We start from the raw sequence: 24,113 nt of genomic DNA, 5'->3' as shown, positions 1-24,113 counted from the left end.
GTGTCTTTGTGGGAGCTGGCTTGCCTGCGATGCGGTCGACTCGGTGTATCAGGTACACCGAGGTGATGCCATCGCAGGCAAGCCAGCTCCCACACAAGCCAGCGCCCGCAGGAGCCGGTTCTGTCAGTTAGAGCGCTTTAACGTCGAAGATTTCTACGTCAAACGTCAAGGTTTTACCGGCCAACGGGTGGTTGAAGTCGATGGTCACTTGCGCGTCATCGAAGGCTTTGACCACACCCGGCAGCTCGGTGTTCGCCGCATCGTTGAAGATCACCAGCAGGCCTTCCGACAGTTCCATGTCCTGGAACTGCGAACGCGGGATGATCTGTACGTTTTGCGGGTTGGGCTGGCCAAAGGCGTTTTCCGGCAGGATCTGCAGGGTGCGCTTGTCGCCGGCCTTGAAGCCGAACAAGGCCGCTTCAAAACCCGGCAGCAGGTTGCCATCGCCCACCTTGAAGGTCGCCGGGGATTTGTCGAACGTGCTGTCGACCGTGTCGCCATTCTCCAGGCGCAATGCGAAATGCAAGGTGACTTCCGTGTTCTGGCCGATGCGTTGTTCAGCCAATACCTGATCAGTCATGAACGGTCTCTCCGGTTTTCTTACTTTTGAACATATCGAGTGCCAGCATGATTGCACCGACGGTGATGGCGCTGTCGGCAAAATTGAACGCGGGGAAGTACCAGCGGTTCTGCCAATGCACCAGAATGAAGTCGATCACATGGCCCAGGGCGATGCGGTCGTACAGGTTGCCCAGCGCGCCACCCAGCACCAGTGCCAGGGCGATGGCCAGCCAGGTGTCATCGCGCCCCAGGCGCTTGAGCCAGACCACCAGCACCGCACTGACCACCACAGCGATCAGAGCGAACAACCAGCGCTGCCAGCCGCCGCCATCGGCCAGGAAGCTGAACGCCGCGCCGGTGTTATAGGCCAGCGTCCAGCTGAAGTAATCCGGGATCACCACGATCTGCTGGAACATCTCCAGGGAGCCCTCGAAGTGAGCCTTGCTGACCTGGTCGATGACCAGGACCAGCACGCTCAATACGAGCCAGCCAAGACGTCCGAAACGACTGGCGTTAGGCATAGTGACGAACCTCGCCGGCACCGCTGATGTTGTCGACGCAACGACCGCAGATTTCCGGATGCTCAGGGTTCACGCCGACATCTTCACGGCAGTGCCAGCAACGGGCGCACTTGGGGAAGGCCGACTTGACGACTTTGAGCTTCAGGCCAGGCACTTCGGTAGCCACGGCGTCCGCCGGGGCCTGGGCGAATGGCGCCAGGCTCGCGGTGGAGGTGATCAGCACGAAGCGCAGTTCGTTGCTCAGCTTGGCCAGGTCGGCGCTCAGGCCCTCCTCGGCAAACAGGGTGACTTCGGCTTGCAGGTTGCCACCGACGGCCTTGGCCGCGCGCTGCACTTCCAGCTCCTTGTTCACGGCCACTTTCACCGCCATCACGCCGTCCCAGTACTCGCGGCCCAGTTCGAAGTCGGCCGGCAGTTCGGTCAGGCCTTCGTACCAAGTGTTGAGCATCACCGATTCGTTGCGCTCGCCCGGCAGGTATTCCCACAGTTCGTCGGCAGTGAAGGCCAGGATCGGTGCGATCCAGCGCACCAGCGCTTCGGAGATGTGGTACAGCGCGGTCTGCGCCGAGCGGCGCGCCTTGCTGTTGACGCCGGTGGTGTACTGGCGATCCTTGATGATGTCGAGGTAGAAACCGCCCAGCTCCTGCACGCAGAAGTTGTGGATCTTCGAGTAGACGTTCCAGAAGCGGTATTCGCCGTAGTGCTCTTGCAACTCGCGCTGCAGCAACAGGGTACGGTCCACGGCCCAACGGTCCAGGGCGAGCATGTCCTCGGCCGGCAGGATGTCGGTGGCCGGGTTGAAACCGGTCAGGTTCGACAGCATGAAGCGTGCGGTATTGCGGATACGGCGGTAGGCATCGGCGCTACGCTGCAGGATCTGCTCCGACACGGCCATCTCGCCCGAATAATCGGTCGAGGCCACCCACAGACGCATGATGTCGGCGCCCAGGGTGTCGTTGACCTTTTGCGGCGCGATCACGTTGCCCAGGGACTTGGACATCTTGCGGCCGTTTTCGTCGACGGTGAAACCGTGGGTCAGCAGTTCGCGGTACGGTGCGTGGTCGTCGATGGCGCAACCGGTCAGCAGCGACGAGTGGAACCAGCCACGGTGCTGGTCCGAACCTTCCAGGTACAGGTCGGCGCGCGGGCCGGCTGCATGACCCATCGGGTGCGAACCGCGCAGCACGTGCCAATGGGTGGTGCCGGAGTCGAACCACACGTCGAGGGTGTCGCTGATCTTGTCGTACAGCGGCGCTTCGTCGCCCAACAGCTCGGCGGCGTCCAGCTTGAACCAGGCTTCGATGCCTTCCTGCTCAACGCGCTGGGCCACGACTTCCATCAGCTCGACGGTACGCGGGTGCAGCTCGCCGCTTTCCTTGTTGAGGAAGAACGGGATCGGCACGCCCCAGTTGCGCTGGCGGGAGATGCACCAGTCCGGACGGTTGGCGATCATCGAGTGCAGGCGCGCCTGGCCCCAGGCCGGGACGAACTTGGTGTCTTCGATGGCTTTGATTGCGCGATTGCGCAAGGTGTCGCCGCTGGCCGGTTCTTTATCCATACCGATGAACCACTGCGCGGTGGCGCGGTAGATCAGCGGGGTCTTGTGGCGCCAGCAGTGCATGTAGCTGTGCTTGATGGTCTCGGTGTGCAGCAGCGCGCCGACTTCCGACAGCTTGTCGATGATCGGCTGGTTGGCCTTGAAGATGAACTGGCCACCGAAGAATTCCAGGGACGGCGCATAAACACCGTTGCTCTGCACCGGGTTCAAGATGTCGTCGTTGACCATGCCGTAGGCCTTGCAGGTCACGAAGTCGTCTACGCCGTAAGCAGGCGCGGAGTGAACGATGCCGGTGCCGGCGCCCAGTTCAACGTAGTCAGCCAGGTACACCGGCGACAGGCGGTCGTAGAACGGGTGACGGAAGTTGATCAGTTCCAGCGCGGAACCGGTGGTGGTGGCGATCACCGAACCTTCCAGCGCGTAACGCGCCAGGCAGGCTTCGACCATCTCTTCGGCCAGCACCAGCAGGCGATCACCGACATCCACCAGGGCGTAGGTGAATTCCGGGTGGACGTTCAGCGCCTGGTTGGCGGGGATGGTCCACGGGGTGGTGGTCCAGATCACGATGGCGGCTGGCTTGGCCAGGCTTGCCAGGCCAAAGGCCGCGGCCAGCTTGGCGTCGTCGGCGATCGGGAAGGCCACGTCGATGGTCGAGGACTTCTTGTCTTCGTACTCGACTTCCGCTTCAGCCAGGGCCGAACCGCAGTCGAAGCACCAGTTCACGGGCTTGAGGCCCTTGAACACGAAACCGCCCTTGACGATTTCGGCCAAGGCGCGGATTTCACCGGCCTCGTTCTTGAAATCCATGGTCTTGTAGGGATTGGCCCAGTCGCCCAGGACACCCAGGCGGATGAACTCGGACTTCTGCCCTTCGATCTGCTCGGTGGCGTAGGCACGGCACAGTTCGCGGGTTTTATCGGCGCCCAGGTTCTTGCCGTGGGTCACTTCGACTTTGTGTTCGATCGGCAGGCCGTGGCAATCCCAACCCGGGACATACGGCGCGTCGAAGCCCGAAAGGGTCTTCGAGCGGACGATCATGTCCTTGAGAATCTTGTTCAGCGCATGACCGATGTGAATCGTGCCGTTGGCATAAGGAGGGCCGTCGTGCAGGACGAATTTCGGACGATCCTTGCCAATTTCGCGCAACTTTCCGTACAGGCCAATACTGTCCCAGCGCTGCAGGATCTGCGGTTCGCGCTGTGGCAGGCCGGCCTTCATTGGGAAGGCGGTGTCCGGAAGGTTTAGCGTGGCTTTATAGTCGGTCATTTAAGGCTCTTCGGTTAGCGATGGGCGCTAGGTGCGGCTAGGGCACGGGCGGCGGCGACATCCGCATTGATCGCCGTTTTCAACGCCTCGAGGGAGGCGAAACGCTGCTCTTCACGCAGCTTTTGGTGGAAAACCACCGTCAAACGCCGGTCATACAGATCACCGGCAAAATCCAAAAGGTGAACCTCCAGGTGGGCCTTGCCATCACCTGCAACCGTGGGCCTGACGCCTATATTGGCGACTCCCGGCCACGATTGGCCGTCGATGTCGACGCTCACCAGGTAAACCCCGGTCAGCGGCACACGACGGCGCTTGAGCTGCACGTTGGCGGTTGGCGTGCCCAGTTGGCGCGCCAGCTTCTGGCCGTGCAATACCCGCCCGGCAATGCGGAACGGGCGACCGAGCAAACGCTCGGCCAAGGCGAAGTCGGCAGCGGCCAGGGCATTACGCACCTGGGTACTGCTCACGCGCAGGCCGTCCAGTTCGACGGTTTGCGCGGCTTCGACGGTAAAACCCTGGGTTACGCCGGCGTGCTGCAGAAAATCGAAATCGCCGACCCGATCACAGCCGAAACGGAAGTCGTCGCCGACCTCCAGGTGCTGTACGCCCAAGCCATCCACCAGGATACGGTCGACGAACTCGGCGGCGCTGAGGCTGCGCAAACGCTGGTTGAAGGCCAGGCACAGCACACGGTCCACGCCCTCCTCGGCCAACAGTTGCAGCTTGTCGCGCAAGCGGGCCAGGCGCGCTGGCGCCGTTTCCGGGGTAAAGAATTCCCGCGGCTGTGGCTCAAAAATCACCACGCAGCTGGGCACGCCCAACTCGACCGCACGCTCGCGCAGCCGGGCCAGGATAGCCTGGTGGCCACGGTGTACACCGTCAAAGTTGCCAATAGTGGCGACGCAGCCCCGATGCTGGGGGCGCAGGTTGTGGAGACCTCGAACCAGCTGCATAACGCGCTTCTTGCTCATAAAGTGGTCGATTATAACCACACCCGGCCCCGGATCACAGGCAACAGCGCAGGGCAAAATGGATGGAATCGATAAAACACCGGTTTTATCGCGGCAAACTCGCTAACCCAGCGCCTTGCGATTGAAATCCCGCAGGCGGAAACCTTGCAGCAGCAACATCCCGAAGTACACCACCACGCCCGCCACCACCAGCACGCCCAGGCGCAAGAAACGCTCGAGCATATGGCCTTGATCCCAGGCCGGCATGAAGTGCATCAGACCCAGCAATACCGCCGACATCATCGCCACCGCCACCAGCAGCTTGAGGGCAAACATGCCCCAGCCAGGCTGCGGCTGGAACATCTGCTGTTTGCGCAGTTGGTAAAACAGCAGGCCGGCATTGATACAGGCACCGGCGCTGATGGCCAGGGCCAGGCCGGCATGCGCCAGCGGACCGATGAACACCAGGTTGAGCAGTTGCGTGACGATCAGCGTGAAGATCGCGATCTTCACCGGCGTGCGGATGTTTTGCTGGGCGTAGAACCCCGGCGCCAGCACTTTGATCACGATAATCCCAAGCAGACCGACCGAGTAAGCGATCAGCGCGTGCTGAGTCATCAAGGCATCGTGCGCGCCGAATTGCCCGTACTGGAACAACGACACCGTCAGTGGCTCGGCGAGGATTCCCAGGGCCAGCGAGCACGGCAACACCAGCACGAAGCACAGGCGCAGGCCCCAATCGAGAATGCGCGAGTATTCATGGCGGTCCTTGCTCGCGTAAGTACGCGCCAGCGTCGGCAGCAGAATCGTGCCCAGGGCCACGCCGAGGACGCCGGACGGCAGCTCCATCAAGCGATCGGCGTAGTACATCCACGACACCGAACCGGACACCAGCAATGAGGCGAACGCGGTATTGATGATCAGCGAAATCTGGCTGACCGACACCCCGAGGATCGCTGGCAGCATATTGCGCATCACGCGCCAGACGCCGGTGTCCTTGAGGTTCAGGCGCGGCAACACGAGCATGCCGATCTTTTTCAGGTGCGGCAGTTGGTAGAGCAATTGCGCCAGGCCGCCGGCCAGGACGGCCCAGCCCAGGGCCATGACCGGCGGATCGAAGTAGGGCGTGAGGAACAGCGCGAAAATAATCATGCTGACGTTAAGCAGGGTCGGCACGAACGCCGGCACCGAGAAACGGTTCCAGGTATTGAGGATGGCGCCAGCCAGGGATGACAGGGAAATCAGCAATATGTAGGGGAAAGTCACACGCAGCAGATCAGTGGTCAGCGCGAATTTTTCCGGCGTATTGGCAAAACCGGGCGCCGTGGCCCAGATCACCCACGGCGCGGCGAGCATGCCGATCACAGTCACCAGCATCAGCACCAGGGTCAGCAAGCCCGAGACATAGGCAATGAATGTGCGGGTCGCCTCCTCGCCCTGCTGCGTCTTGTATTCCGCCAGAATCGGCACGAACGCCTGGGAAAACGCGCCCTCGGCGAAGATCCGCCGCAACAGGTTGGGCAGTTTAAAGGCAATGAAGAACGCATCCGTGGCCATGCTGGCGCCGAAAATGCGTGCCAACAAGGTGTCACGCACAAACCCCAATACCCGGGAAATCATCGTGATTGAGCTGACGGCAGCCAACGATTTGAGCAGATTCATTGAAAGAGTTTGCGCCTATAGATAAAGAGCAGGCGAACTACGCGCCTACTTATGCGATACTGCGCGCCTGCAACAGCACAGCGCCAAAGCTCGCGAGTTTACAGGTCAAGCGCCGGAAATAAATCACCCGCCTCTTCAGATCGACCACTCAGCAGTTCGCATCAACCGCCCTTGACAACCCATCAACTCATCGGCATGATTCGCGGCCTATTTTGTTTGCTATTTCCTAAAAAGTCTTTCGAGGAGCTCGACGGTGGCCAACACACCTTCCGCCAAAAAACGTGCAAAACAGGCTGAGAAGCGTCGCAGCCACAACGCCAGCCTGCGTTCCATGGTTCGTACCTACATCAAGAATGTAGTTAAGGCCATTGACGCAAAAGACGCTGAAAAAGCTCAAGCTGCTTACGTTCTGGCTGTGCCAGTTATCGACCGTATGGCCGATAAAGGCATCATCCACAAGAACAAAGCTGCTCGCCATAAAGGTCGCCTGAACGGCCACATCAAGGCTCTGAACCTTGCTGCTGCAGCCTAAGCGATAAACTGCCACGCAGGTTTACCTGCGTAACAGTTAAGAAATGCCCCGTACCGAAAGGTCCGGGGCATTTTTGTTTGGGCGCCATACATCTTTATTGCAGGCACAAAAAAACGCCCCGAACCAGTCGGGGCGTTTTTGCTACCACCTGATCAAAACATCGATCAATGGTGATGACCGCCTTCACCGTGGACGTGGCCGTGAGCGACTTCTTCCTGGGAAGCGTCGCGGATGGCAACGATCTTCACTTGGAAGTTCAGGCGCTGGCCTGCCAGAGGGTGGTTACCGTCGACAGTGACGTCGTCGCCGTCCAGATCACGGATGGTGACGATCTGCATTTGGCCGTCCGGCGCGGAAGCGTGGAACTGCATGCCCACTTCCAGTTCGTCGACACCTTCGAACATGCTGCGGCTCAGGGTGCTGACCAGTTCGGCGGAGTATTCGCCGTAAGCATTTTCAGGCTCTACGACAACGGTCAGTTCATCACCGACGCTCTTGCCGACCAGGGCGTTTTCCAGGCCCGGGATAATGTTGCCTGCGCCTTGCAGGTAGACCAGCGGCGCGCCGCCGGCTGAGCTGTCGATGACCTCACCAGCGTCGTTGGTCAGGGTATAGTCGATGGAGACAGCCTTGTTAGCGGCGATCGTCATGGGGCGAGACCTTTTGCATAAGAATGAAGAACGGACAAGTCTAAACAAGGATTTGCCCGAAAGCGAACAGAACCCGGACGGACGGGACCAATCAACGGCCGTCGTCATCATCGGATTCCACCAGGACGACGACCGGCACTGGGTTGCCGAGCTGTCCTGCGGCCACACCCAGCACCTGCGCCACCAGCCGCCCTGGCAATCGCGCGCCTGGGTGCTCGACCCCGCACGCCGCCTGGAAAAAATAGGCCAGCCCTTTGCCTGCGGCTGGTGTGCGCAGGAGCGCGAATAACGATAACCTTGGCGCCTGATTCCCGGTAGGCACTCAACCATAGAGCGCCACCGAAGCCATGCACCTCCAGAGAATTCGCATGCAGACTTTTTTTATCGCGCCCACCGATTTTGGTGTGGGTCTGACCTCTATCAGCCTTGGGCTGGTCCGCACCCTTGAACGTGCCGGGTTGAAAGTCGGCTTCTTCAAACCGATTGCCCAGCCGCACCCCGGCGACACCGGCCCCGAACGCTCCACCGAACTGGTGGCGCGCACCCACGGCCTCAAACCGCCGCAGCCCCTGGGCCTGGCCCATGTCGAGCGGATGCTCGGCGACGGCCAGCTCGACGAGTTGCTCGAAGAAATCATCACCCTGTATCAGCAGGCCGCCGTGGGCAAGGACGTGCTGATCGTCGAAGGCATGGTGCCGACCCGCAGCGCCAGCTATGCGGCGCGGGTCAACCTGCACCTGGCCAAGAGCCTGGATGCGGAAGTGATCCTGGTCTCGGCGCCGGAAAACGAAGTGCTCACCGAGCTCTCCGGCCGCGTGGAGCTGCAGGCCCAACTGTTCGGCGGCCCGAAGGACCCGAAAGTGCTCGGCGTGATCCTCAACAAGGTACGCACCGATGAAAGCATGGAGGCCTTCTCGGCGCGCCTCAAGGAGCATTCGCCGTTGCTGCGCAGCGGGGATTTCCGCCTGCTCGGCTGCATTCCTTTCCAGCCCGAACTCAACGCGCCGCGCACCCGTGACGTCGCCGACCTGATGAGCGCGCAGATCCTCAACGCCGGGGATTACGAAACCCGGCGCATGACCAAGATCATCATCTGCGCCCGCACCATGCGCAACACCGTGGAACTGCTCAAGCCGGGCGTGCTGGTGGTGACACCGGGTGACCGCGACGACATCATCCTCGCCGTCAGCCTGGCGGCGATCAACGGCGTGCCCCTGGCCGGCCTGCTGCTGACCAGCGACACCCTGCCCGACCCGCGCATCATGGACCTCTGTCGAGGCGCGTTCCAGGCCGGGTTGCCGGTGCTGTCGGTGAGTACCGGTTCCTATGAGACAGCGAACCTGCTCAACAACCTGAACAAGGAAATCCCCATCGATGACCGTGAGCGGGCCGAGATCATCACCGATTTCGTCGCCAGCCACCTCGATGCGCGCTGGCTGCACCAACGCTGCGGCACGCCACGGGAAATGCGCCTGTCGCCGGCGGTGTTCCGCTACCAGTTGATCCAACGCGCCCAGGCCGCCAACAAGCGCATCGTCCTGCCCGAAGGCAGCGAGCCGTTGACCGTGCAAGCCGCCGCGATCTGCCAGGCCCGCGGCATTGCCCGCTGCGTGTTGCTGGCCAAGCCGGCGGACGTCGAAGCGGTCGCCCGCGCCCAGGGCATCGAATTGCCCGAAGGCCTGGAGATTCTCGACCCGGACCTGATCCGCGAGCGTTATGTCGAACCGATGGTCGCGTTGCGCAAAAGCAAAAGCCTCAACGCGCCGATGGCCGAACAGCAGCTCGAAGACACCGTGGTGATCGCGACCATGATGCTCGCACTGGATGAAGTCGACGGCCTGGTCTCCGGCGTTATCCACTCCACCGCGAACACCATCCGCCCGGCCCTGCAACTGATCAAGACCGCGCCGGGCTGCACCCTGGTGTCGTCGGTGTTCTTCATGCTGTTCCCCGAACAGGTGCTGGTGTACGGCGACTGCGTGATGAACCCGCACCCGAGCGCCGCCGAACTGGCGGAAATCGCCCTGCAGAGCGCCGATTCGGCGGCCGCGTTCGGTATCACCCCACGGGTGGCGATGATCAGCTATTCCAGCGGTGAGTCGGCCAGCGGCGAAGAGGTGGAAAAGGTCCGCGAAGCCACCCTGCTCGCCCATGAACAGCAAAGTTCGCTGCTGATCGACGGCCCGTTGCAATACGATGCCGCCGCCAACGAAACCGTCGCCCGGCAACTGGCGCCCAACAGCCTGGTGGCGGGCAAGGCCACGGTCTTCGTGTTCCCCGACCTGAACACCGGCAACACCACCCACAAGGCGGTACAACGCAGCGCCGATTGCGTCAGCCTCGGGCCGATGCTCCAGGGCCTGCGCAAACCGGTGAACGACCTGCCGCGCGGCGCCCAGGTCGACGACATTGTGTACACCATCGCCCTGACCGCGATTCAAGCCGCCAACCGACCTATGGATATCTAAATGCTGGATTTTCTACCTGCCGCCGTGCGCGGGGTAATCGCGTCGTTGCTGCTGGCGCTGAACACGATCCTGCTGTGTTCGTTCCTGTTCATCGTCGCACTGTTCAAGGCCCTGCCGTTCGCCAAACGTTTCAGCGAATGGCTGATGAACCACACCCATGAAGCCTGGATCAGCAACAACAAGGCGTGGATGAACCTGGTACGGCGCACCCACTGGCACCTCAAAGGCCTGGAAGGGCTGGACTACCAGCACTCTTATCTGGTGACCAGCAACCACCAGAGCTGGGTCGACATCATGGTCCTGCAATATGTGCTCAATCGCCGGATTCGCCCGCTGAAGTTCTTTCTCAAGCAGGAACTGATCTGGGTGCCGGTGATTGGCCTGGCCTGGTGGGCGTTGGGCTTTCCGTTCATGAAGCGCTACTCCAAGGCCTACCTGGAAAAACACCCGGAGAAGAAAGGCAAGGACCTGGAAACCACCCGCAAGACCTGCGCGAAGTTTCGCGCCAACCCTGTGGGCATTTTCAACTTTGCCGAAGGCACGCGGTTTACCGTCGGCAAGCATGCGCAGCAGAAGTCGCCGTTTCGCTACCTGCTCAAGCCCAAGGCTGGCGGTATCGCGTTTGTGCTGGATGCCATGGGTGAGCAGCTCAAGTCATTGGTCAATGTGACCATCCACTACCCCGCCGGACGCCCAGGCTACTGGGACTTGTTGTGTGGGAATGTGCAGGACGTGGTGGTGCAGTTCGAAGAGGTGCAGATTCCGGCCGAGTTCATTGGCAAGAATTATGAGCAGGATAGCGAGTATCGGCTGGCGTTCCAGGCCTGGATCAACCGGTTGTGGGAAGACAAGGACGCGCTGCTGAAACAGTTGCACACCGACTACCCAGGCCGCCACTGATCAAAAGGTGGGAGGGGGCTTGCCCCCGATAGCGGTGGTTCAGTCACCCGATGCTCTGACTGACACTCTGCAATCGGGGGCAAGCCCCCTCCCACATTCAACCGAGACGTTCTTGAGCATGTAAAAAGCCCGCCACCGAGTGATCGGTGGCGGGCTTTTTGTGGTGGCAAGGTTTATATCGCACCAAACACCGGCCGACTTGTTACTCGCAGAAACAAGTTCAACAGAAACCGCTATCCATTAAACACCACTCAGGCAATGCGCCCTCAGGTGGGCGCCAGACGCATGAATCAAGTGTCTACGCAGAATGCAATACCATCAGAAAACTTACGGAACCAACTTCATGAACATCTCGCCGACATCCGCACCCTATGTTCCATATTCGCTGCCCTCACTTCTAGTTAGTCGACTTCACCCAGGACGTGACCAGTCGACACCGGATGTCTACAGCAAGACATACGAAGACGGCAATCTAACGATCAGCGCAGATTACGATCTCCAGGAAGCCAATACTCCAGGCATACCTAAACGCGTCACCATTAATACGGGTAACGAAAACGACCGCATTCACATTCGCCTGGGCAGTGACAATAAGGTTACGGCAGATATCAACGGGGAAAGTTACCCGTTAAATCTGGAGAACGAAAAGGCCTTAAAAACACTCCTTATCAAAACCAACGGCGGCAACGACCGGGTCACTGTAGATGAAGACGTAAAAAACACCGTTGCGATCTACACCGGAGACGGTGACGATCACGTCAAGAGCGGAGGCGGCCTAACATTCGCATACTTGGGTAACGGTGATGATGAAGCGTCCTTGGGGAGTGGCGGGGGCATGCTTGAAGGACAAGGCGGCAACGACTTTCTGACCGGGGGACTAAGTCGGTATAACTCACTTGACGGCGGTGCCGGCAACAACATCATGAGGAGCGGAACAGGTGGTGGCCCCGATCAGGCGACTCATATCGCTGGCCGCGGGGACCGCGACACAATGACCTCACTTTCCGGAAGGTTCTCTATCACCAGTAGTGGCGGAGCCTCCTTCATCACCACCGAAGGCAAGGGCGACATTCGTATAGGCGGAGGCAAAAACACCATCAATACCACCTCGGAAGCAACCCTCTCAGAAAAAAGAGACAGTGACGTAATCACCCAAACTGATGTCCCTGCTCGCGAAGAAATTTAACCCTCAGACACACTAAAAAGCCCGTCGCGATTCACACGCTGACGGGCTTTTTTGCAGCTTGACGCTTAACGCTTATCAGCGCGCCTATATCGCTCCGCGCTGACGCAACAGCTCCAGCACTTGCTTGACGCTGTCTTCCAGCGACAGGGCCTGGGTGTCGATCACCAGATCGGCATTCAACGGCACGTCGTAGGGGAAGGACTCACCAGGGATGTTATCCCCACCGGCCGCGTACAAGCCTTGTGGATCGCGCTCGGCACACACCAGCGGCGAAGCCTGCACGTAGACCGTCAGCAAGCGGTCGGCACCGATCAGTGCCTTGGCCTGTTCACGCCCTTCGGCATCCGGCGCAACGAACGCGGCCAGGGTCAGCAGGCCGGCTTCGTTGAACTGGCGTGCGACGTGAGCCGCACGACGCCAGTTCTCGGTACGCCCGACGCGATCCTGCGGCAAGCCTTTGTTCAGGTCGTGGCGCAGGTTCTGGCCATCCAGTACAAACACCGCGCGGCCCATGTCGAACAACTTGCGCTCAACCGCATAGGCCAGGGTGCTTTTGCCGGCGCCCGACAAGCCGCTGAACAACACGGTGGCCGGCTGCTGGCCGAAGCGCTGGGCGCGCTCTTCGGTGGCCACATGGGCCAACTTGCCGTGCTGCGCAACGCTGCCGTGGCTGACCGGCGGCGCGATGATCATGCCCGCGGCCACGGTGCCATTGGTCAAGCGGTCGATGACGATGAACGCGCCGGTGGTGCGGTTGCTTGCGTAACCGTCCAGGGCGATGGCGGCGTCGAGGCTGACCTTGACCCGGCCGATTTCGTTCAACTGCAGCGAACTCGCCGGGCCTTCGGCCAGGGTGTTCACGTCCACGCGATGCACGATGCTGGTGATGGAACCCGGCACATAGCTGGTGGCGCGCTTGATGTCGTATTTCTTGCCCGGCAGCATCGGCTCTTCGGCCATCCACACCAGCATGGCGTCGAAGGCGTCGGTCACTTGCGGCACGTTGTCGGCATGCACCAGCAGGTCGCCACGGGAGATGTCGATCTCGTCTTCCATGGTCAGGGTCACGGCCTGGCCGGGACCGGCGTGTTCCAGTTCACCGTCGAAGGTGACGATGGATTTGACGCGGCTGCTCTTGCCCGACGGCAGCACCACGACTTCGTCGCCCTTGTGGACGATGCCGCTGGCCAGGGTGCCGGCAAAACCGCGGAAGTTCAGGTTCGGACGGTTGACGTACTGCACCGGGAAACGCAGGTCGGTGTAGTTGCGGTCGTTGGCGATCTCGACGGTCTCGAGGATCTCCATCAGCGACTGGCCGGTGTACCACGGCGAACGCTCGCTCTTGTTCACCACGTTGTCGCCCTTGAGCGCCGACATCGGCACAAATGCCATGGTGCTCGGTTTGAAGGCGATACCGTCGGCGAACTTCAGGTAGTCGGCCTTGATCTGCTCGAATACGCCTTCGTCGAAGCCGTTGAGGTCCATCTTGTTGATGGCGACCACGATGTGCTTGATGCCCAGCAACGAGGCAATGAAGCTGTGGCGACGGGTCTGGGTCTGCACGCCGTAGCGCGCGTCGACCAGGATGATCGCCAGGTCACAGGTGGACGCACCGGTGGCCATGTTGCGGGTGTACTGCTCATGGCCGGGGGTGTCGGCGATGATGAATTTACGCTTGGCGGTGGAGAAGTAGCGGTAGGCGACATCGATGGTGATGCCTTGCTCGCGCTCGGCCTGCAGGCCGTCGACCAGCAGAGCCAGGTCGATGTCGTCACCGGTGGTGCCGACCTTCTTCGAATCGCGGGTGATGGCTTCCAGGTGATCTTCGTAGATCATCTTGGAGTCGTGCAGCAGGCGCCCGATCAGGGTGCTCTTGCCGTCGTCGACGTTGCCGCAGGTCAGGAAGCGCAACATTTCCTTGCGCTCGTGCTGGCCCAGGTAGGCGAGGATGTCCTCGCTGATCAAATCAGATTGATGCGACATGACAACCCCTTAGAAATAGCCTTGACGTTTTTTATCTTCCATCGAGCCGGCACCATCGTGGTCGATGACCCGGCCCTGGCGCTCGGAAGTTCGCGTCAGGAGCATTTCCTGAATGATGTCCGTCAGCGTCTCCGCTTCGGACTCCACCGCGCCCGTCAACGGGTAGCAGCCAAGGGTACGGAAACGGACTTTCTTTTTGACGATGCGGGCTTTGTCTTCGTCGGACAGGTGCTCGAGGATGCGGTCGTCGTCGATCATGATCAACGTGCCGTTCTTCTCGATCACATCGCGCTCGGCGGCGAAGTACAGCGGCACGATCGGGATGCCTTCCAGGTAGATGTACTGCCAGATGTCCAGTTCGGTCCAGTTGGACAGCGGGAACACACGGATCGACTCGCCCTTGTTGACGTTGCCGTTGTAGACGTTCCACAGCTCCGGGCGCTGGTTTTTCGGGTCCCAGCGGTGCTTGCTGTCGCGGAACGAGTACACGCGCTCTTTGGCACGGGATTTCTCTTCATCGCGACGGGCACCGCCGAAGGCTGCGTCGAAACCATACTTGTCCAGGGCCTGCTTGAGGCCTTCGGTCTTCATGATGTCGGTGTGCTTGGCGCTGCCGTGGGTGAACGGGTTGATGCCCTGCGCCACACCGTCCGGGTTGACGTGGGTGATCAGGTCCAGGCCCAGTTCTTCAACCATGCGGTCGCGGAACGTGTACATCTCCTGGAATTTCCACTGGGTGTCGACGTGCATCACCGGGAACGGCAGCTTGCCCGGGAAGAACGCCTTGCGTGCCAGGTGCAGCATCACGGCGGAGTCTTTACCGATCGAGTAGAGCATCACCGGGTTGTCGAACTCGGCGGCGACCTCGCGGATGATGTGGATGCTTTCCGCCTCCAGCTGTTTCAGATGCGTCAGTTTGTCGACCATGGCTACTCACGGAAAAACGATCTTATGGACGGCCAGCGGGCCGTGTTCGAGCGAGGCATGCTAGCACAGCACCTGCTTCTATTCAGGGCGCCGACTAGATCGAAACGGTATATGGATATGCCCCGAGGTTTGGCGGCGATGGGCGGCCGAACCCTCCCAAATGTGGGAGGGTGGTGTGCGTTAGATCGGGTTGGGACAATCGATGAACAAATGCTCCAGGGCGAAACGCCGCGCCAGGTAATCGCCCAACGCCTGCACACCGTAACGCTCGGTGGCGTGATGGCCGGCGGCGATAAAGCTGATGTCGTTTTCGCGGGCGCTGTGGAAGGTCTGTTCGGAGGCTTCGCCGCTCAGGTACAGGTCGACGCCGGCCGCAATCGCCTGGTCGATGTAACCCTGGCCACCGCCGGTACACCAGCCGACGCGGCGGATCATCTCGCTGCCTTCGATCAGCAGCGGCTCGCGCCCCAACACGCTCTGCACGCGGTGGGCGAAGTCACGCGGCGACAGCGGCTCGGCGAGGGAGCCGACCAGCCCGACGATCTTGAGGTCGGCCGGGTCCAGCGGGCCTTCGACGGTGATGTCCAACTGCCGAGCAAGCTGTACGTTGTTGCCGACCTCGGCGTGCAGGTCCAGCGGCAGGTGGTAGGCCAGCAGGCTGATGTCGTGCTTGAGCAGGGTCTTCAGGCGGCGCTGCTTCATGCCGGTGATGCACGGGTTCTCGCCCTTCCAGAAATAACCGTGGTGGACCAGCACCAGGTCGGCCTGGGCTTCGACGGCGGCGTCGAGCAATGCCTGGCTGGCGGTGACGCCGCTGACGATACGCATCACCTGCGGGCGCCCCTCGACCTGCAGGCCGTTGGGGCAGTAATCGGCAATTTTTGCGCTGCCAAGGTAGCGGTCCGCTTCCTCGACGAGGGTGCTCAAAGCAACGGCCATAAAAGACTCCTAAATATCCCGTTCCGAGGCGCTCGCAGCCTCGTATAATGCGCGACATTATGGGCGCTCCCCCGCCCCCTGCAACCTGTCAGGACTTACTTGATGCTCAAGGCACTGCGTTTTTTTGGATGGCCATTGCTGGCTGGCGTGCTGATCGCGATGATGATTATTCAGCGTTACCCCCAGTGGGTGGGCTTACCGAGCCTTGATGTGAACCTGCAACAGGCCCCGCAAACCAATACGATGGTGCAAGGCCCGGTGACCTACGCCGACGCCGTGGTCATCGCCGCCCCTGCGGTGGTCAACCTGTACACCACCAAGGTCGTCAACAAGCCGGCGCACCCGCTGTTCGAAGACCCGCAGTTCCGCCGCTATTTCGGCGACAACAGCCCCAAGCAGCGACGCATGGAATCCAGCCTGGGGTCCGGGGTGATCATGAGCCCGGAAGGCTACATCCTCACCAACAACCACGTGACCACCGGCGCCGACCAGATTGTGGTAGCCCTGCGCGACGGCCGCGAAACCCTGGCCCGCGTGGTCGGCAGCGACCCGGAAACCGACCTCGCGGTGTTGAAGATCGACCTGAAAAACCTGCCCGCGATCACCATCGGCCGCTCCGAAGGGCTGCGGGTCGGCGATGTCGCGCTGGCCATCGGCAACCCGTTCGGCGTCGGCCAGACGGTCACCATGGGCATCATCAGCGCCACCGGGCGTAACCAGTTGGGCCTCAACAGCTACGAAGACTTCATCCAGACCGACGCCGCGATCAACCCGGGCAACTCCGGCGGCGCGCTGGTGGATGCCAACGGCAACCTGACCGGCATCAACACGGCGATTTTCTCCAAGTCCGGCGGCTCCCAGGGCATCGGTTTTGCGATCCCGGTCAAGCTGGCGATGGAAGTGATGAAGTCGATCATCGAGCACGGCCAGGTGATCCGTGGCTGGCTGGGGATCGAAGTGCAGCCGCTGAGCAAGGAACTGGCCGAGTCGTTTGGCCTGACCGGGCGCCCGGGCATCGTGGTCGCCGGGATCTTCCGCGACGGCCCGGCGCAAAAGGCCGGCCTGCAACTGGGCGATGTGATCCTCAGCATCGACGGCGAACCGGCCGGTGATGGCCGCAAGTCGATGAACCAAGTGGCGCGGATCAAACCGACCGACAAGGTCACGATCCAGGTGATGCGCAACGGTAAAGAGCTCAACCTGACGGCGGAAATCGGCCTGCGCCCACCGCCCGCGCCGGTGACGGAAGAGGAATAACCCGCGCCCTCCAGGTGCCCGTTCGCGGGCACCTGTAAGCACATATTTCAGAACCGAACCGCTTACATAATGACATGTTATATTGTTTCAATATCGCCATTGGAACGCTCTATCATGTCGCCTCGCACGTTTCCCCCTTTGGCCGGCCTGGCCTTGGGTTTGCTGCTGGACCCCGCCTGCGCCGAAGACACCCGCATTGAACTGGACGCCATCAGCGTCACCACCGACGCCTACGAATCCGCCACCGGCCCGGTCAACGGCTATCGCGCCACCCGCTCCGCCAGCGCAACCAAGACCGACACCGCGCTGCGCGACATCCCGCAATCCATCAGCGTGATTCCCGCCAACGTGCTCAAGGACCTGGGCAGCACCGACGTGGAACGCGCCCTGGAATTTGCCGGCGGCGTCTCCAAGCAGAACAACTTCGGCGGCCTCACCCTCTACGAATACAGCGTGCGCGGCTTCACCACGTCGGAGTTCTACCAGGACGGCTTCAGCGCCAACCGCGGTTACCCGAGCACGCCGGACGCCGCCAATCTCGAACGCATCGAAGTGCTCAAAGGCCCCGCCGCCAGCCTGTACGGGCGCGGCGATCCCGGCGGCACGGTGAATATCGTCACCAAGAAACCCCAGCCCGACGCGTTCACCACCCTGCAAACCAGCGCCGGCAGTTGGGACCGCTATCGCACCGCGCTGGACGTGAACACCCCGCTCGACAGCGAAGGGCAACTGCTGACACGGGTCAACCTGGCGGTGGAAGACAACCATAGTTTCCGCGATCACGTAGACGCCAAGCGGGTGTTCGTCGCGCCGTCCTTCAGTTGGCAACTGGCCCCCGACACGCACCTGCTGGTGGAAAGCGAATTCGTGCGCCACCGCTCCACCTTCGACCGCGGCATCGTCGCGCCGCGCGGCATGTCGCGCTCCACCTTCCTCGGCGAGCCCAACGACGGCGACATCAACAACCACAACAACCGCCTCCAGGCCACCCTCGAACATCACCTCAACGACACGTGGGCCCTGCGCCTGGCCAGCCATTACAAACAAGGCAGCCTGTGGGGCGACGCTTCGGAAAACCGCGCGCTGAACAGCGACGGCCACACCATCAACCGCCGCTACCGCGAACGCTCCATGGGTTGGCACGACAGCATCACCCAACTGGAACTGCGCGGTCTGTTCGACATCGGTCGTTGGCAACATGAGCTGCTGATCGGCACCGAGTACGAGGACTACCGCAAGAAGGAACGCGTGACAGCCATCGCCGGCAGCCCCTACGCGATCGACATCTACAACCCGGTCTACGGCCAGCCCAAACCCGATGGCGAGCGCTCCGGCACCGACTTCTCCGAACAGGTAAAAAGCCAGGCACTGAACCTGCAAGACCAGATCGTCTTCACCGAACGCCTGCGCGGCATGCTCGGCGCGCGCTTCGAGCACTTCGAGCAACACACCGACGACTTCACCCGTCATCACGCCAAGAGCCGCCAGACCCACGACGCCCTGACCCAGCGCGCCGGCCTGCTCTACCAGCTCACGCCTGAAGTCGGGGTGTTCGCCAACGCCTCGACCTCATTCAAACCGAACAACGGCCTGGACGCTGGCGGCAAATCCTTCAAGCCTGAAGAGGGCGTGGGGTATGAAGTGGGGATCAAGAGCGAGCTGTTCGACGAGCGCCTCAGCGCCACCCTCGCCGCGTTCCACATCGAGAAGGAAAACGTGCTGACCGTGGACCCGGCCACCGACACCCAACGCGCCATGGGCAAGGCACGCAGCCAAGGGTTTGACCTGCAACTGAGCGGGCAACTGAGCGAGGCAGTGCGCGTGATCGGCGCGTTCGCCTACATCGATGCCGAAGTGACCAAGGGCGATAAAGCCATCCCCACCGGCAGCCGCATTCTCGGCGTGGCCAAGCGCAGCGGCAGCCTGTTGGGCGTGTATGAATTCCAGGACGGCACGTTGCGCGGTTCAGACGTGGGCGCGGCGTTTACCTATGTCGGTGATCGCTCCGGTGAAGCCGGCGGCAGTTTCGAACTGCCCGCTTATCACACCGTGGACCTGCTGGCGCATTACAAGGCCACCGACAACGTCACCGTGGGCCTGAACCTTAACAACCTGTTTGATGAAAAGTACTACGAACGCGCCTACAGCAACTATTGGGTCAGCCCCGGTGAACCGCGCAACTTCACGGTCAGCCTGACCCTCAACCTGTAACGCGGTCAAACCTGTGGGAGGAGGCTTGCCCCCGATAGCGCTACAACAGTCACCTCACCCAGTGACTGGCAAACCGCTATCGGGAGCACGCCCCTTCCCACATTACAGTGCCACGGGGGCCCGCTCGCACAGGGTGTTAAGCGCCACCGCCCACTGCTCGCTGTCATTCAAGCACGGCACCAGCACCAACTCCTCGCCGCCCGCTGCGCGGAATTGCTCCCGGCCACGGTCGCCGATCTCTTCCAGCGTCTCGATGCAGTCGGCCACGAACGCCGGGCACATCACCAGCAGCTTTTTCACGCCTTGCTGGGCCAACGCTTCCAGGCGTGCCTCGGTGTAGGGTTCGATCCACTTCGCCCGGCCCAGGCGCGACTGGAATGCCACCGACCATTTGCCGTCCGGCAGCCCCATGCGCTCGGCAAAATTGCGGGCGACGCTGAAGCACTGCGCGCGGTAACACGTGGCAAGCGTCTGCGGCGAAGCGTTGCGGCAGCAATCGGCATCCTTGAAGCAATGCGCGCCGGTAGGGTCGAGCTTGGTCAGATGGCGCTCGGGCAGGCCGTGGAAACTCAGGAGCAGGTGGTCGTACTCCTGCGCTACGTAAGGCCGCACGCTCGCCGCCAACGCATCGAGGTACTCCGGCTGATCGTAGAACGGTTGCAGGATCGAGAACTGCACCTTGAGCTTCTTGTCGCGCACCACCCGCTGAGCTTCTTCAATCACCGTGGTCACGGTGCTGTCGGCGAACTGCGGGTACAACGGCGCCAGGGTGATTTTCTGAACGCCCTGGGCGGCCAGGCGCGTCAGGGTCGTTTCAAGGGACGGCTCGCCATAACGCATCGCCAGCTCCACCGGACCCTGGGTCCACTGCGCAGTCATTTTCTGTTGCAGGCGCTGGCTGAGCACCACCAGCGGCGAGCCTTCCTCCCACCAGATCGAGGCATAGGCATGGGCCGACTGCTCGGGACGCTTGATCAGGATCAGCGACACCAGCAAGCGCCGCACCGGCCACGGCAGGTCGATCACGTAAGGGTCCATCAGGAACTGATTGAGGTAGCTGCGCACATCGGCCACCGAAGTAGACGCCGGTGACCCCAGGTTGACCAGTAACAACGCGTGATCCGTCATGCAACATCCTATCTCTAGAGGCGGCTGGACAAGTCGTCCAAGGCCGCCTTCAACTCAGTGAACTGGAAAGTGAAACCGGCCGCCAACAGGCGTTCGGGCAAAGCTTTCTGGCCGCCCAGCAACAAACCGGACAACTCGCCCAACCCCACCTTCAACACGAAGGCCGGCATGGGCATGAACGCCGGGCGGTGCAGCACCTGGCCCAACGTCTTGGCAAACTCGCGGTTACGCACCGGGTGCGGCGCGCAGGCATTATAGGGACCGCGGGCGTCGCGCTGGTGCAGAAGAAAATCTATCAGCGCGATTTGATCGTGGATATGCACCCACGGCATCCACTGCCGGCCACTCCCAATCGGCCCACCCAGTGCCAGCTTGAACGGCAGCAACAGCCGCGACAAAAAGCCGCCCTCGGCCGCCAGCACCAGCCCGGTACGCACCAGCACCACGCGAATGCCCAGGGCTTCGGCGCGCTGGGCGGTTTCTTCCCAGGCGACGCACAACTGGCTGGGGAAATCGTCCTGCACCGGGCCGCTGGCTTCGGTCAGTTCGCGCTCGCCGCCGTCGCCGTACCAGCCCACGGCAGAACCGGAAATCAACACCGCCGGTTTCTCCGCCAGGCCTTCCAGCCACACCAGCAGGGTTTCGGTCAGACTGATGCGGCTGCTCCACAGCAGCGCCTTGCGTTTATGCGTCCAGGGGCGATCGGCGATCGGCGCGCCGGCCAGATTAATGACGGCGTCCACCGGGCCGATAACCTCTTGCAGGCTGGCGACACCGCGCACCGCATCGCCACATAACCGGGCGACCTGTTCAGGGCGACGGCTCCACACCGTCAGGCGATGCCCTTGCGCCAGCCAATGTTGGCAGAGTTGACGGCCGATCAGGCCGGTACCGCCGGTCAGCAAAATATGCATGGGATCTTCCTCATGTAACGTTCGCCACCGATCACTGGTCTATTTTATAAGCAGGGATCATTTGCAATCGGGCGTGACATTGATTTAAGCCTCAGCTTTAACCATAGGTCACGCCAAACGATCAGGTACGCCAAAACTTATACCAAAAAACAATATTGTACAGCTATTGGTGTCGGCGTAGTCTGTACCCAACGGTAAAACGAGGCCTCCCATGACTGTCCCCATCGCGATCATCGGCACCGGCATCGCCGGTCTCTCCGCCGCCCGAGCGTTACGAGACGCCGGGCATGTTGTACAACTCTTCGATAAAAGCCGCGGCAGTGGTGGCCGCATGTCCAGCAAGCGCAGCGACGCCGGCGCACTGGACATGGGCGCGCAGTACTTCACCGCCCGCGACCGCCGCTTCGTCAACGAAGTGCAGCGCTGGCAAAGTAATGGCTGGGCCGAGCAATGGAAGCCGCAGCTGTATAACTTCAAGTCCGGCGAACTCACGCCCTCCCCCGATGAACAGATCCGCTGGGTCGGCACGCCGCGCATGAGCGCCATCACCCGCGCCCTGCTTGACGACCTGCCGGTGCAGTTCAGCTGCCGTATCACCGAAGTGTTCCAAGGCAAACGGCACTGGAACCTGCTGGACGCCGACGGCGGCAACCATGGTCCGTTCAGCCACGTCATCATCGCCACGCCCGCCCCGCAAGCGACCGCCCTGCTGGCCGCCGCACCGAAGCTGGCAAGTGCCGCCGCCGGCGTGAAGATGGACCCGACCTGGGCCATCGCGCTGGCCTTCGACAAGCCGCTGGAAACCCCGATGGAAGGCTGCTTCGTGCAAGACAGCGCCCTCGACTGGCTGGCCCGCAACCGCAGCAAACCGGGGCGCGACACCGTCCTCGACACCTGGGTGCTGCACGCCACCAGCGCCTGGAGCAAAGAACATCTGGACCTGCCCAAAGAAGCAGTGATCGAACACCTGCACGGCGCCTTCGCCGAACTGCTGCACAGCGCCATGCCCGCGCCTTCGTTCAGCCTGGCGCACCGCTGGCTCTACGCACGACCGTCCAGCGCCCATGAATTCGGCGTGCTGGCCGACGCCGACCTGGGCTTGTACGTCTGTGGCGACTGGTGCCTGTCGGGCCGCGTGGAAGGCGCCTGGCTCAGTGGCCAGGAAGCCGCGCGACGCTTGATCGAGCACCTGTAATGAACCGCATAAACCCCGCTAAATTGCTGCTGTCGAAGTGGACAGCAGCACACCCGCGCAACAAGGAAAAACACTTCCTGGTCACCGAACTGTTTTGTGATGAAGAAGGCAACGTGCTCGACATCGAGCTGCAAGCCGTCATGACCCGGCGCGGTGAACGCCTGCCCTGGCAAACCCTGCAAAGCGCCGAGGACTGGCGAATCGGCTGGAAATAGCCCTCGCACAAATACTTGTACAAACCATTTGACTTGTACAGCATCAAACCTATGATGAGATTTAGCTGTACATGCTTTTACGCTTGTACAGGAATCTTGCAGAGGTTTGCCCATGTCCAGCACCCCGTCCTTCAAGCCGAAGATTGGCATCAGCGCCTGCCTGCTGGGCGAGAACGTCCGTTTCAACGGCGGCCACAAGCAATCGCAACTCTGCAGCGAGGTGCTCGCCGCGTACTTCGACTTTGTGCCGTTGTGCCCGGAAGTGGCGATCGGCCTGGGCATTCCCCGGGAGACCATTCGCCTGGTGGGCGATGCCGCCTCCCCTCAAGCCGTCGGCAGCGTGCATCGCGAGCTGAACGTCACCGCGCCGCTGGGTGAATACGGCGAAAAAATGGCCGCCGAGCACAGCGACCTGTGCGGCTATATCTTCATGCAGAAATCGCCGTCCTGCGGCCTGGAACGGGTCAAGGTCTACCGTGAAAACGGCGCACCGGTGGACGGCGGCGGGCGTGGCATCTATGCCCAGGCCTTTTGCGCGCGCCACCCCAACCTGCCTGTGGAAGAAGACGGCCGCCTGAATGACCCGGTGCTGCGGGAAAACTTCCTGACCCGCGTCTTCGTCTACGCCAGCTGGCAACAATTGCTCGGCGAAGGCCTGAGCCGCCATCGCCTGCTGGCCTTTCACGCGCGCTACAAATACCTGCTGATGGCCCACAGCCCGGCGCATTACAAAAGCCTCGGCAACCTGCTTGGCGGCATGGCCAAGGGCGAAGACCTCGACGCATTGGGCAGCGGCTATTTCAGCGCGCTGATGAGCGGCCTGAAAAAGTGCGCCACCCGCGGCACCCACACCAATGTGCTGCAACACATCAGCGGTTACCTCAAGCAGGCCATCAGCGCCGACGACAAACAGGAAATGCAAACCGTGATCGGCCAATACCGCCAAGGCATCGTGCCGCTGGTAGTGCCGCTGACCTTGCTCAAGCACCACTTTCGCCTCCACCCGGACCGCTACATCGCGCAGCAGGCTTACTTGCAGCCACACCCGGAAAATCTCAGCCTGCGCAATGCGATCTGAACCATGAAAAAC

Annotated in this window: 21 protein-coding genes; 10 read left to right on the top strand and 11 right to left on the bottom strand. The window is 61.5% G+C overall.

Annotated elements, in window-relative coordinates:
* Nucleotides 1-127 precede the first annotated feature (127 nt).
* From fkpB to murJ, 5 genes are all read right to left on the bottom strand, one after another.
* Complete coding sequence (gene fkpB / locus LQ249_RS04920) at nucleotides 128-565, bottom strand: FKBP-type peptidyl-prolyl cis-trans isomerase (RefSeq protein WP_169850802.1); 438 nt, start codon at nucleotides 563-565, stop codon at nucleotides 128-130.
* A 7-nt stretch (nucleotides 566-572) separates the two neighbouring features.
* Nucleotides 573-1,082: a signal peptidase II gene (gene lspA, locus LQ249_RS04915; protein ID WP_017845489.1), complete on the bottom strand. Its 510-nt coding sequence runs from the start codon at nucleotides 1,080-1,082 to the stop codon at nucleotides 573-575.
* Complete coding sequence (gene ileS, locus LQ249_RS04910) at nucleotides 1,075-3,906, bottom strand: isoleucine--tRNA ligase (RefSeq protein ID WP_017845490.1); 2,832 nt, start codon at nucleotides 3,904-3,906, stop codon at nucleotides 1,075-1,077. Before ileS ends, lspA begins: the two co-directional genes overlap by 8 nt.
* Nucleotides 3,907-3,920: 14 nt before the next feature.
* Nucleotides 3,921-4,859, bottom strand: coding sequence for a bifunctional riboflavin kinase/FAD synthetase (ribF, locus tag LQ249_RS04905; RefSeq protein ID WP_017845491.1), 939 nt, complete (start codon nucleotides 4,857-4,859; stop codon nucleotides 3,921-3,923).
* Nucleotides 4,860-4,979: 120 nt separating this feature from the next.
* Complete coding sequence (murJ, locus tag LQ249_RS04900; protein ID WP_169865178.1) at nucleotides 4,980-6,518, bottom strand: murein biosynthesis integral membrane protein MurJ; 1,539 nt, start codon at nucleotides 6,516-6,518, stop codon at nucleotides 4,980-4,982.
* Between the two features lie 253 nt (nucleotides 6,519-6,771).
* On the opposite strand from murJ, the gene rpsT reads away from it, so the two are divergent.
* The gene (gene rpsT / locus LQ249_RS04895; RefSeq protein ID WP_003215870.1) at nucleotides 6,772-7,050 is read left to right on the top strand and encodes a 30S ribosomal protein S20; all 279 of its coding nucleotides are present in this window, start codon (nucleotides 6,772-6,774) and stop codon (nucleotides 7,048-7,050) included.
* A 164-nt stretch (nucleotides 7,051-7,214) separates the two neighbouring features.
* Here the strand turns inward: rpsT and LQ249_RS04890 are convergent, their stop codons facing one another.
* Nucleotides 7,215-7,700, bottom strand: coding sequence for an FKBP-type peptidyl-prolyl cis-trans isomerase (locus LQ249_RS04890; RefSeq protein WP_017845493.1), 486 nt, complete (start codon nucleotides 7,698-7,700; stop codon nucleotides 7,215-7,217).
* Here LQ249_RS04890 and LQ249_RS04885 point away from each other — a divergent pair.
* From LQ249_RS04885 to LQ249_RS04870, 4 genes are all read left to right on the top strand, one after another.
* Nucleotides 7,699-7,989, top strand: coding sequence for a DUF3565 domain-containing protein (locus tag LQ249_RS04885; RefSeq protein ID WP_046384743.1), 291 nt, complete (start codon nucleotides 7,699-7,701; stop codon nucleotides 7,987-7,989). The two genes, LQ249_RS04890 and LQ249_RS04885, sit on opposite strands and share 2 nt — an antisense overlap.
* Nucleotides 7,990-8,068: 79 nt before the next feature.
* Nucleotides 8,069-10,168: a phosphate acetyltransferase gene (gene pta / locus LQ249_RS04880; protein WP_046384744.1), complete on the top strand. Its 2,100-nt coding sequence runs from the start codon at nucleotides 8,069-8,071 to the stop codon at nucleotides 10,166-10,168.
* Nucleotides 10,169-11,068, top strand: a complete 900-nt coding sequence (locus LQ249_RS04875; protein WP_232566229.1) for an acyltransferase — start codon at nucleotides 10,169-10,171, stop codon at nucleotides 11,066-11,068.
* 343 nt (nucleotides 11,069-11,411) lie between these two features.
* Nucleotides 11,412-12,254 (top strand): hypothetical protein, encoded by an 843-nt coding sequence (locus tag LQ249_RS04870; RefSeq protein WP_079442828.1) that lies wholly within the window; start codon nucleotides 11,412-11,414, stop codon nucleotides 12,252-12,254.
* Between the two features lie 84 nt (nucleotides 12,255-12,338).
* Here the strand turns inward: LQ249_RS04870 and cysN are convergent, their stop codons facing one another.
* The 3 genes from cysN to LQ249_RS04855 all read right to left on the bottom strand — a co-directional run bounded on the left by cysN (nucleotide 12,339) and on the right by LQ249_RS04855 (nucleotide 16,103).
* On the bottom strand, nucleotides 12,339-14,237 hold the full coding sequence (gene cysN, locus LQ249_RS04865) for a sulfate adenylyltransferase subunit CysN (RefSeq protein ID WP_104903965.1): 1,899 nt from the start codon (nucleotides 14,235-14,237) through the stop codon (nucleotides 12,339-12,341).
* A 9-nt stretch (nucleotides 14,238-14,246) separates the two neighbouring features.
* Entirely contained in the window at nucleotides 14,247-15,164 is a 918-nt protein-coding gene (cysD, locus tag LQ249_RS04860; RefSeq protein WP_010565604.1) for a sulfate adenylyltransferase subunit CysD, read from the bottom strand.
* Between the two features lie 180 nt (nucleotides 15,165-15,344).
* On the bottom strand, nucleotides 15,345-16,103 hold the full coding sequence (locus tag LQ249_RS04855) for a Nif3-like dinuclear metal center hexameric protein (protein WP_017845498.1): 759 nt from the start codon (nucleotides 16,101-16,103) through the stop codon (nucleotides 15,345-15,347).
* A 102-nt stretch (nucleotides 16,104-16,205) separates the two neighbouring features.
* On the opposite strand from LQ249_RS04855, the gene algW reads away from it, so the two are divergent.
* Nucleotides 16,206-17,360 carry a Do family serine endopeptidase AlgW gene (algW, locus tag LQ249_RS04850; protein ID WP_017845499.1) on the top strand — a complete coding sequence of 385 codons (1,155 nt, stop codon included), beginning with the start codon at nucleotides 16,206-16,208 and terminating at the stop codon, nucleotides 17,358-17,360.
* Between the two features lie 114 nt (nucleotides 17,361-17,474).
* Nucleotides 17,475-19,571, top strand: coding sequence for a TonB-dependent siderophore receptor (locus tag LQ249_RS04845; protein WP_232566228.1), 2,097 nt, complete (start codon nucleotides 17,475-17,477; stop codon nucleotides 19,569-19,571).
* A gap of 102 nt (nucleotides 19,572-19,673) precedes the next feature.
* Here LQ249_RS04845 and hemH read toward each other — a convergent pair whose 3' ends face one another.
* Both hemH and LQ249_RS04835 read right to left on the bottom strand, forming a co-directional pair.
* The gene (gene hemH, locus LQ249_RS04840; protein WP_057005759.1) at nucleotides 19,674-20,699 is read right to left on the bottom strand and encodes a ferrochelatase; all 1,026 of its coding nucleotides are present in this window, start codon (nucleotides 20,697-20,699) and stop codon (nucleotides 19,674-19,676) included.
* A 14-nt stretch (nucleotides 20,700-20,713) separates the two neighbouring features.
* On the bottom strand, nucleotides 20,714-21,613 hold the full coding sequence (locus LQ249_RS04835) for a TIGR01777 family oxidoreductase (protein WP_057005760.1): 900 nt from the start codon (nucleotides 21,611-21,613) through the stop codon (nucleotides 20,714-20,716).
* A gap of 211 nt (nucleotides 21,614-21,824) precedes the next feature.
* On the opposite strand from LQ249_RS04835, the gene LQ249_RS04830 reads away from it, so the two are divergent.
* The 3 genes from LQ249_RS04830 to LQ249_RS04820 all read left to right on the top strand — a co-directional run bounded on the left by LQ249_RS04830 (nucleotide 21,825) and on the right by LQ249_RS04820 (nucleotide 24,101).
* The gene (locus LQ249_RS04830; RefSeq protein ID WP_057005761.1) at nucleotides 21,825-22,808 is read left to right on the top strand and encodes an NAD(P)/FAD-dependent oxidoreductase; all 984 of its coding nucleotides are present in this window, start codon (nucleotides 21,825-21,827) and stop codon (nucleotides 22,806-22,808) included.
* Entirely contained in the window at nucleotides 22,808-23,023 is a 216-nt protein-coding gene (locus LQ249_RS04825; protein ID WP_017845504.1) for a TIGR02450 family Trp-rich protein, read from the top strand. Before LQ249_RS04830 ends, LQ249_RS04825 begins: the two co-directional genes overlap by 1 nt.
* A 112-nt stretch (nucleotides 23,024-23,135) precedes the next feature.
* A complete protein-coding gene (locus tag LQ249_RS04820; RefSeq protein ID WP_017845505.1) occupies nucleotides 23,136-24,101 on the top strand; it encodes a YbgA family protein in 966 nt (321 codons plus the stop codon).
* The last annotated feature ends 12 nt before the right edge of the window (nucleotides 24,102-24,113 follow it).

It is taken from the genome of Pseudomonas sp. 7-41, assembly GCF_021233075.1.
GTDB lineage: Bacteria > Pseudomonadota > Gammaproteobacteria > Pseudomonadales > Pseudomonadaceae > Aquipseudomonas > Aquipseudomonas veronii.
The sequence above is the reverse complement of the archived record's forward strand: the minus strand, read 5'-3'. Positions and strand labels throughout refer to the sequence as shown.

Excerpts from the sequence above, each read along its gene's own strand:
- LQ249_RS04890 (WP_017845493.1), bottom strand. The coding sequence starts at position 7,700 with ATGACGATCGCCGCTAACAAGGCTGTCTCCATCGACTATACCCTGACC.
- LQ249_RS04825 (WP_017845504.1), top strand. The coding sequence starts at position 22,808 with ATGAACCGCATAAACCCCGCTAAATTGCTGCTGTCGAAGTGGACAGCA.
- LQ249_RS04835 (WP_057005760.1), bottom strand. The coding sequence starts at position 21,613 with ATGCATATTTTGCTGACCGGCGGTACCGGCCTGATCGGCCGTCAACTC.
- ribF (WP_017845491.1), bottom strand. The coding sequence starts at position 4,859 with ATGCAGCTGGTTCGAGGTCTCCACAACCTGCGCCCCCAGCATCGGGGC.
- ileS (WP_017845490.1), bottom strand. The coding sequence starts at position 3,906 with ATGACCGACTATAAAGCCACGCTAAACCTTCCGGACACCGCCTTCCCA.
- murJ (WP_169865178.1), bottom strand. The coding sequence starts at position 6,518 with ATGAATCTGCTCAAATCGTTGGCTGCCGTCAGCTCAATCACGATGATT.
- hemH (WP_057005759.1), bottom strand. The coding sequence starts at position 20,699 with ATGACGGATCACGCGTTGTTACTGGTCAACCTGGGGTCACCGGCGTCT.
- cysN (WP_104903965.1), bottom strand. The coding sequence starts at position 14,237 with ATGTCGCATCAATCTGATTTGATCAGCGAGGACATCCTCGCCTACCTG.
- LQ249_RS04820 (WP_017845505.1), top strand. The coding sequence starts at position 23,136 with ATGTCCAGCACCCCGTCCTTCAAGCCGAAGATTGGCATCAGCGCCTGC.
- cysD (WP_010565604.1), bottom strand. The coding sequence starts at position 15,164 with ATGGTCGACAAACTGACGCATCTGAAACAGCTGGAGGCGGAAAGCATC.
- LQ249_RS04885 (WP_046384743.1), top strand. The coding sequence starts at position 7,699 with ATGGGGCGAGACCTTTTGCATAAGAATGAAGAACGGACAAGTCTAAAC.
- lspA (WP_017845489.1), bottom strand. The coding sequence starts at position 1,082 with ATGCCTAACGCCAGTCGTTTCGGACGTCTTGGCTGGCTCGTATTGAGC.
- LQ249_RS04855 (WP_017845498.1), bottom strand. The coding sequence starts at position 16,103 with ATGGCCGTTGCTTTGAGCACCCTCGTCGAGGAAGCGGACCGCTACCTT.
- algW (WP_017845499.1), top strand. The coding sequence starts at position 16,206 with ATGCTCAAGGCACTGCGTTTTTTTGGATGGCCATTGCTGGCTGGCGTG.
- LQ249_RS04875 (WP_232566229.1), top strand. The coding sequence starts at position 10,169 with ATGCTGGATTTTCTACCTGCCGCCGTGCGCGGGGTAATCGCGTCGTTG.
- LQ249_RS04870 (WP_079442828.1), top strand. The coding sequence starts at position 11,412 with ATGAACATCTCGCCGACATCCGCACCCTATGTTCCATATTCGCTGCCC.
- LQ249_RS04845 (WP_232566228.1), top strand. The coding sequence starts at position 17,475 with ATGTCGCCTCGCACGTTTCCCCCTTTGGCCGGCCTGGCCTTGGGTTTG.
- pta (WP_046384744.1), top strand. The coding sequence starts at position 8,069 with ATGCAGACTTTTTTTATCGCGCCCACCGATTTTGGTGTGGGTCTGACC.
- LQ249_RS04830 (WP_057005761.1), top strand. The coding sequence starts at position 21,825 with ATGACTGTCCCCATCGCGATCATCGGCACCGGCATCGCCGGTCTCTCC.